The organism is Methanomethylovorans sp. (assembly GCF_041305605.1).
Taxonomy (GTDB): Archaea; Halobacteriota; Methanosarcinia; order Methanosarcinales; family Methanosarcinaceae; genus Methanomethylovorans.
Window position 1 is genome coordinate 1 of the sequence record NZ_JBFYLB010000143.1, and the last position, 7673, is coordinate 7673.

Sequence of the window (7673 nt, forward strand, 5' to 3'; positions counted from 1 at the left end):
CGGAACAGAGTATCACAGTAATTGGTGGGGGTTCAGGAGTAGGAATTGCAGCACTCATAGACGGTGAAGTGGAAATAGCCATGGCTTCCAGGTCAATGAAAGACTCAGAGATAGAAGAAGCAAAACAAAATGGCATCAATCCATTAGAAACCGTTATTGGATGGGATGGAATCGCCGTAGTCGTAAACCCAGAGAACCCTGTCAGCCAGTTGACCTTCACACAACTGAAGGCCATCTACGACGGAAATGTAAGTAACTGGAAAGATGTTGGAGGCGAGGACAGGCAAATTACCGTAATCAGCCGTGACAGCAGCTCTGGTACATATGAATACTTCAAGGAAGAAATCCTTGTCGAAAGCGAATACCGCCAGGATGCACTTGTCCAACCTGCAACAGGAGCCATAGTACAGGAAATTGCTCAGAATAAGGGTGCCATTGGATACATAGGGTATGCGTATCTTGATACCAGCACAAAAGCTCTTGCACTTGATGGCGGAGAAGGAGTTTTCGTACCTGCTACCGAAGAAAAGATCCTCAGCGGAGAATACCCATTGGCGAGGCAGCTATACTACTATACTAACGGTGAACCTCAGGGACTTGCAAAAGAGTTCATAGAATATATAATGAGTGGGGAAGGACAGGCAATAGTTTCTGACGTCGGATACTTCCCAGCAAAATAAGATCAAGTAAAGGATCTGAAATGAAAAATAAACTATACAGAGAAAAAGTGATCGAATCCCTGCTATACCTCTCAGCAGTTACAGCAGTGATCATCCTTTTTCTTATCTGTATCTTTTTGTTCAAAGATGGAATTGCACTATTCCAAGAGTATCCATTCCTGGACTTCCTTGCAGGTACAAAGTGGTACCCAACATCTCAGCCACCTCAGTTCGGATTGCTGCCTTTATTATTCGGGTCAATGATAGTGACCTTTGGAGCGATTGTATTTTCAGTACCTCTCGGGATTGCAGTGGCTATCTACATCTCAGAGCTTGCCGGTGAAAAGGAAGCTGATCTGCTTAAACCTCTTGTGGAGATACTTGCCGGAATTCCATCAGTTGTTTACGGATTCTTTGGTCTGGTAGTGCTCGTTCCAATGCTTCAGGACATTTTGGATCTCCCGACTGGACAAACCGCACTTGCAGGCTCTATAATGTTGGGAATTATGGCATTACCTACCATCATATCCATTTCCGAAGATGCCATCAGTTCAGTACCTCGTGCTATAAAAGATGGGTCCCTGGCCCTTGGTTCTACGGAGTGGCAAACCATCAACAAAGTGATCATCCCTGCCGCCCTTTCAGGAATATCAGCGGCTGTCATGCTGGGAATTGGGAGAGCTATAGGAGAAACAATGACAGTTCTGATGGTTACAGGAAACACTGCAGTAATACCTGGTTTTCCAGATGGACTTTTTGCACCTGTAAGGACTATGACAGCCACTGTTGCATTGGAAATGGGAGAAGTTCCCCAGGGTAGTGAGCATTTCTATGCACTCTTTGCCATAGGGTCTGTACTATTTATAACCACTCTTATCACAAACATAATTGCCGAACACATAAAAAGAAAGTATAAGTTCAATCTGGGGGCAGGACAATGACAAAAAAAGCGCAATTGAACCAAAAGATAGCGTTTACTGCGTTAAGACTTGGCGCTGTCCTTGTAGCACTTTTAGTTGTGATCATACTATTGCAGATAATCATAAACGGATATAGTGTCCTCAGCCTTGAGTTCCTCACAGAAATGCCAAAGAACAGGATGACAGAAGGGGGCATATATCCTGCTATATTGGGAACTATTTATCTCATAATTGGATCGATGGGAGTTGCTTTACCTCTAGGAATAATGGCAGCAATATACCTGAACGAGTATGCACAACCGGGAAAAACCAAATGGACAATAGAGATGGCGATAATTAATCTTGCAGGAACACCTTCTGTTGTGTTTGGCCTGTTCGGGCTTGCAATGTTTGTGAAGTACCTGGGATATGGTGCCTCATTACTCGCTTCAGCACTGACCCTCGCACTAATGGCCCTGCCGATCATAATAAGAGCAAGCCAGGAAGCACTGATCACTGTACCAGAGGAGTACCGCTATGCTTCCCTTGCACTTGGAGTTACTAAATGGCAGACAATCAGACAGGTGGTACTTCCTGCTGCCATCCCGGGCATGATAACCGGCGCTATCCTTGCAGTGGGCAGAGTGGCAGGGGAAACTGCACCCATATTACTTACAGGGGCAGCTTATTTTCTTCCAAGGCTCCCGGATTCGGTATACTCCCAATTCATGGCACTTCCTTATCATTTATACGTAATTGCCACTGCAGGCACCAATATCGCCCAGACCAGGCCAATACAATATGGTACTGCACTGGTACTGCTGGCCATAGTCCTCAGCGTCAATATGATAGCTGTCATTATACGGAGACATTATAGAAGAAAACTCAAAAATTAAGAAAGAGGTTAGCAAATGTCAGGACAAAATAACGGAAACCAGACTGAGATAGAAGTAAGGGGACTTAATCTCTGGTATGGCAATAACCATGCACTTCATGATATTTCGATAGATATCCCAAAGAACAGCGTAACAGCTCTTATAGGACCTTCAGGGTGTGGAAAGTCTACATTTCTGAGATGCTTAAACAGGATGAACGATCTTGTAAAGACCTGCAGGATAGAAGGCAGTATAAAAATAGATAATAAGGACATTTATTCCAAGGATGTCGATGTTGTAGATCTGAGAAAAAGAGTAGGTATGGTGTTCCAGAAACCAAACCCATTTCCAATGACCATTCATGATAACATCGCATATGGACCCCGAATCCACGGTGTTGCTAAGAAAGACATTGACAGTATAGTAGAAGATGCCCTCAAATCGGGAGCGCTGTGGGGAGAAGTTGCTGAAAGGCTGACAACATCTGCTTTAGATCTTAGTGGCGGGCAACAACAAAGGCTATGTATAGCAAGAACGCTAGCTGTCAAGCCGGAAGTTATATTGTTCGACGAACCTTGCAGTGCACTTGACCCGATATCCACTTCCAAGATCGAAGAGCTTATAATGGAGCTCAAAAAGAAGTACACAATAGTGATAGTCACACATAATATGCAGCAGGCTGCAAGGATATCAGACAACACAGCTTTCTTTCTCACAGGGGACATAGTAGAATATGGCAAAACTGACCAGATATTTGAGAATCCTCAAATGAAGCCGACAGAAGATTACATAACCGGAAGGTTCGGGTGAATAGATGTCAAGAGAAAAATACCAGAGAAATCTAGAGATATTGAGATCTAATGTTCTAGAAATGGCCGAGACCTCATTGTGCATGCTGCAGAATGCCACAGAGTCTTTAAATAAGCTGGACAAGGACCTTGCCCGGGAAACGATTGCAATGGATGAGATTGTCGACGAACATGAGATGACAGTAGATAAAAGCGTATCAACTCTTATAGCTCTTCAACAACCCATAGCAGGCGATATGAGACTTATAACTTCTTGCCTTACAATGGCTATAGATCTGGAGAGATTAAGTGATCTTGCCTGTAATATGGCCTGGGTAACCCTGGAAATAGAAGGAGAACGTGCTGATGTCGAACCTCTGATATCAAGAATATCTATGATGAGCGATATAGCTCAGAAGATGCTTGAAGATGCTGTGGTAGCTTTTAAAAGTTCTGATGCTGAATTGGCAAAGAAGGTCACTGCTGAGGATGACAAACTCGACAGACTTTTCTTTGAAAATGAGAAAGAATACATAGAGCTGATGATAAAAGACCCTTCCCTCATCAACAATGCCTCACACCTACTATTTGTGCTAAGGTACCTGGAACGTATTGGAGACCATATATGCAATATTTGTCAAAGCATAGTTTACCTGATCACAGCCGAAAGAGTGAGACTTAACTGATCAGAAATCAAAGAGAGATCTTTGGGAGCCATTGCTGGGTGATGTTCCTTCTGCATCTGGCTTCCGTGGAACTGGTCTCTTGATCTTTTTTTCTGAGGGCCCAGACGTAAAATCTGACAGACCGGTCTGTTTTGAATCATAATCAAGGTTTGCAAGGTCTACCCCAAAAACTCCCAGAATCCTTTCAACCGGTGGAAGGATTTGTTTCTTGACATAGTAATCTACATCAAGAGAAACGTTGTGTGTTCGAACATACTCCGGATCTTCTGCGCGGTTCACAAAAAGATCTTTGCCCGCAGTGATGACAAAGGGTATGCGCTCACCCACAGGAGGAAGAGAACCGGTTCTCTGTTCCATCTTCTCGGCGACCGTAATATGGGGCTGTTTGTTCTTGTAGTGTTCACGCCTTTTGGAGTACATGCGCGTCATAGTCAGGTCATCTATGATATCCTTATCCTTTGTGACATCGAGGTTGCGTATGGAATCCACTACTTTCCTTACATGTCTCACCGCTGCTTCCACTTCACCTTCCTTAAGCACCAGTTCAAGTACTCTGTTCAAGGTCTTGGAGGTCAGCTCACACCAGTCTCTGCGCACGGTTTCCATGCCTTTTACCTTTATGCCATCTTTCCAGCCATCTCCAGAGCGTTCGAATACCCAGACAGCATACCTTTTCTTTGCTATGAAAAGGGCACGTTTTGCTATTGATTCGAACTCAAGCTCCATAGGGTCAGGCAGGGAAGCTGAAACTATGCCTGAAATCTTCTTACCTACAAGTTCTGCATCTTCAAGGGATATCTCACTTTTTGCTGTGCATTGTACGAAGACGCTGTCAGTATCGCCGTATACCACTGAAAGGGAGATCGCCTTGTTCTGCGGATCTGGAGTCGTCTCACTTTTAAGGTAGGAATTACAATCTTTGAGGTAGATAGTGTGGATGGTATTCTCTATAAGTGAGCGTGTGGTGAGGATATTCTCTCTGCCAAAACTTGTGACAGCATTAGCCAGGGTGAGACTGTACAGGCGTGCACGGGTATAGCCTGCATAGCCATAAAAGCTGTTCAGCAATATTTTCATAGCAAGCTGGGTGGCATCAAGCGCCCGATATTCATCTTCATTGGATACGCCTTTCATGCGCTTTTTGGTCTCTATCCTGCGGTTGAGGAGATTTTCCAGAATTGTGGGCATAATCCCTTTTGAAACATCTGCTGTTACGAACCTGCCGCCTGATGGTGGAGTAATGGTCTTGCCTTCTTCCGGGATATCTTTCTCGACGACTGTTGTATAACAGAGGTTATGAGCCATCATTATAGTGGGATACAGGGACTTGTAGTCGAGTATCACGACGTTCTCAAGAAGTCCTTTTTTAGGCTCCAGCACTTCGCCCCCTTTCAAACCCTCGCTAGTCTTGTTTCTGGAGTAGACAAGATCATCGTTTGGTTTGGGCGGAATTACCCGGTCCCTAATGCGACATTCACGCAGCAGGAGGTTCTCAACCATGGAAGTCTGGCCACCATCTATGACTTCCTGCAGCAGGGAACCGCTTACCCTGGAGATAGCTATGTACCTGTCGAGCAGCTGCAGCTTCATGACCAGTTCCATGGCAAGCTCGGAGTCGCGTCTTGCGTAATCTATGAACTTGAGCAGTTTTTCCCCTTCATCGTGCCAGTAGTCTTCCATTTCGGAGGGTGCTACATCAAGCTTTTCCCGGTCCAGCAGCTCTTTGGCGACATTGCGCAGCGTATATCTCTTCAAACTGAACTGACTGCGGATGAGAGGAAGAACATCGACAACAACCCTCCCTGTCATGGAGATGAGTGTCATTGTTCCAATCTTTCGATAGCTCATTGGCCGCCCATCGCGTCCAGAACCGGAATCTATTGTAGCGCCGGAGTCTGAGAGGAGCTTGACACGGTCACTTATGTAAGGAATGTCGAAATCGTTGATGTTGTAACCCACTAGTATATCCGGGTCATATTCCCTGAGTATCTCAAAGAACCGCTTGAACATGGATTCTTCACATTCAAGTGCTTCCACATCCGGACCCGCACCTGAGACCGGTTTTGCCACAAGTACAATGGTATTGTGGCCTTTGTATGCAGGAGCAAATGTGAGACTTATCATGATCACCGGAGATGCGTCCGGAGAAGGCATGGAGCCACCTATGGGCAGGCATTCGATATCAAAGGACAGGAACTTAAGGGCTGCATTGGGGAGCTTCTCAACTTCAGCAGGATGCGGGTCTAAGCATACGGCGCCACAGTACATTTTCCCGGCGGGAATACTTTCCTTGGATGGGGAAACTGAGACCCAGCCCATGCCATGAAGTCCCCTGTCTATCAAAAAGCGGTTCCTGAACAGTATGTCAGTCTCATATACTTCTTTTACTCCGGGAATCTGCAGGATGTCATCACGGATTTCAGGAACGTGCCTTGGCTCATAGGTCGTAACCTGTATCATGGGTTTTCTGAACTTCTGATATCCCACCGGCTCAAACCGCTGGACTATATCAACACTTTTGACTACGTCAAAACGTTCCTTTATGAGCTTACATATCAGGTCAAGCTCACCGTAAGCATTCACATAAAAGTATGGTTCAAATCCCGGCACATAGCAGCAGACACTCTTTCCATCCTCGTCCCTGCCGAAGAGACGCACAACAGGACTAGTACCTTCGGTTACATAGTCTGCATCCAGGATCTGAAAGTTCATGAGGCTATGTACCTACTGAGAGCATATATGTTTTGCGCGAGAATAAGTAGTAGTTCCCGGAGAGCGATTTGAATATTTAGTTCAATTAAGATGAATGAAAAAAGGCGATGAATGCAGAGTTTAAAGTGAATGACCAGCCGGAAACATTCATCACCCCCATTTCGCCTCATCCAAGGAATTTCATATCTACACCCTCACTCTCTGGTTCCGGCCTTCCGTTTTCTGTGGATCGATTTTTCCGCTTCGATTACGAAGAAAACACTACTGGATACTAATACTATAAGAAGCCAGTCAGTCACACCCAGCGGAGCCGTATTAAGGACATTGTTCATGAAGGGGTGGTAAGTGATCAACATTTGCAGAAGGATGACCAGAATTACCCCGCCTGACATCACCCAATTGGAGAACAGGCGTCCTGCTACGCTCTCATAGATAGACTTCGAGGTGAAAAGATAGAATATCTCAAAGAAAACGATGGTATTCAGTGCTATGGTCTGAGCAGTAGTGATATTCTTCCCATTGGTGTTTATTTCCAGGAAGAAGAGCAAAAAAGTAGCGGCTACCATAAGCAAGGCCACTGTCACGATCCTGCGTTTGATTATTGGTAGCAGAAGGGGTTCATCGCGGGGGCGCGGATGCCTATTCAGAAGATGCGGCTCCTTCGGCTCGAACACAATGGGAACTCCCAGACCGATAGCAGTTACAGTATTGATCCACAGGATATGGATAGGAAGAAGTGGAGGATTCACGATTCCCAGCAGGACAGCAGCCATTATTGCAAGACCCTCGGCTGCATTTGTGGGCAGTGTCCATAAAATGACCTTCTGTATCTTGCTATAAACATCCCTACCTTCCTCGATGGCATTCACAATAGAAGCAAAATTGTCGTCCGCAAGTACCATATCAGAAGCTTCCTTGGCAACTTCAGTACCTGATCTGCCCATGGCAATTCCTATGTCAGCTCTTTTCAGTGCCGGTGCATCATTAATGCCGTCTCCTGTGACCGCAACCACTTCACCCCGCTCCTGCAACAAGCGCACTATACGGGATTTAT

Annotated in this window: 7 protein-coding genes; 5 read left to right on the top strand and 2 right to left on the bottom strand. The window is 45.4% G+C overall.

Features of this window, described 5'->3' with window-relative positions; genetic code table 11:
• The 5 genes from ACCM36_RS08915 to phoU form a co-directional block, all read left to right on the top strand.
• Positions 1-680, top strand: a 680-nt coding sequence (locus tag ACCM36_RS08915; RefSeq protein ID WP_370573403.1) for a PstS family phosphate ABC transporter substrate-binding protein, incomplete at its 5' end; no start/stop codon positions are given.
• Between the two features lie 20 nt (positions 681-700).
• Entirely contained in the window at positions 701-1600 is a 900-nt protein-coding gene (gene pstC / locus ACCM36_RS08920) for a phosphate ABC transporter permease subunit PstC (protein WP_370573404.1), read from the top strand.
• On the top strand, positions 1597-2454 hold the full coding sequence (gene pstA / locus ACCM36_RS08925; RefSeq protein ID WP_370573405.1) for a phosphate ABC transporter permease PstA: 858 nt from the start codon (positions 1597-1599) through the stop codon (positions 2452-2454). The genes pstC and pstA overlap by 4 nt, the downstream gene beginning before the upstream one ends.
• A 15-nt stretch (positions 2455-2469) precedes the next feature.
• A complete protein-coding gene (gene pstB / locus ACCM36_RS08930; RefSeq protein ID WP_370573406.1) occupies positions 2470-3243 on the top strand; it encodes a phosphate ABC transporter ATP-binding protein PstB in 774 nt (257 codons plus the stop codon).
• A 4-nt stretch (positions 3244-3247) separates the two neighbouring features.
• Positions 3248-3907 (top strand): phosphate signaling complex protein PhoU, encoded by a 660-nt coding sequence (phoU, locus tag ACCM36_RS08935; protein ID WP_370573407.1) that lies wholly within the window; start codon positions 3248-3250, stop codon positions 3905-3907.
• Here phoU and ACCM36_RS08940 read toward each other — a convergent pair whose 3' ends face one another.
• Together ACCM36_RS08940 and ACCM36_RS08945 are read right to left on the bottom strand one after the other, a co-directional pair.
• A complete protein-coding gene (locus ACCM36_RS08940; protein WP_370573408.1) occupies positions 3908-6619 on the bottom strand; it encodes a DNA-directed DNA polymerase in 2712 nt (903 codons plus the stop codon). It lies immediately after the preceding gene.
• A gap of 194 nt (positions 6620-6813) precedes the next feature.
• A partial coding sequence (locus ACCM36_RS08945; RefSeq protein ID WP_370573409.1) for an HAD-IC family P-type ATPase occupies positions 6814-7673 on the bottom strand: 860 nt, incomplete at its 5' end.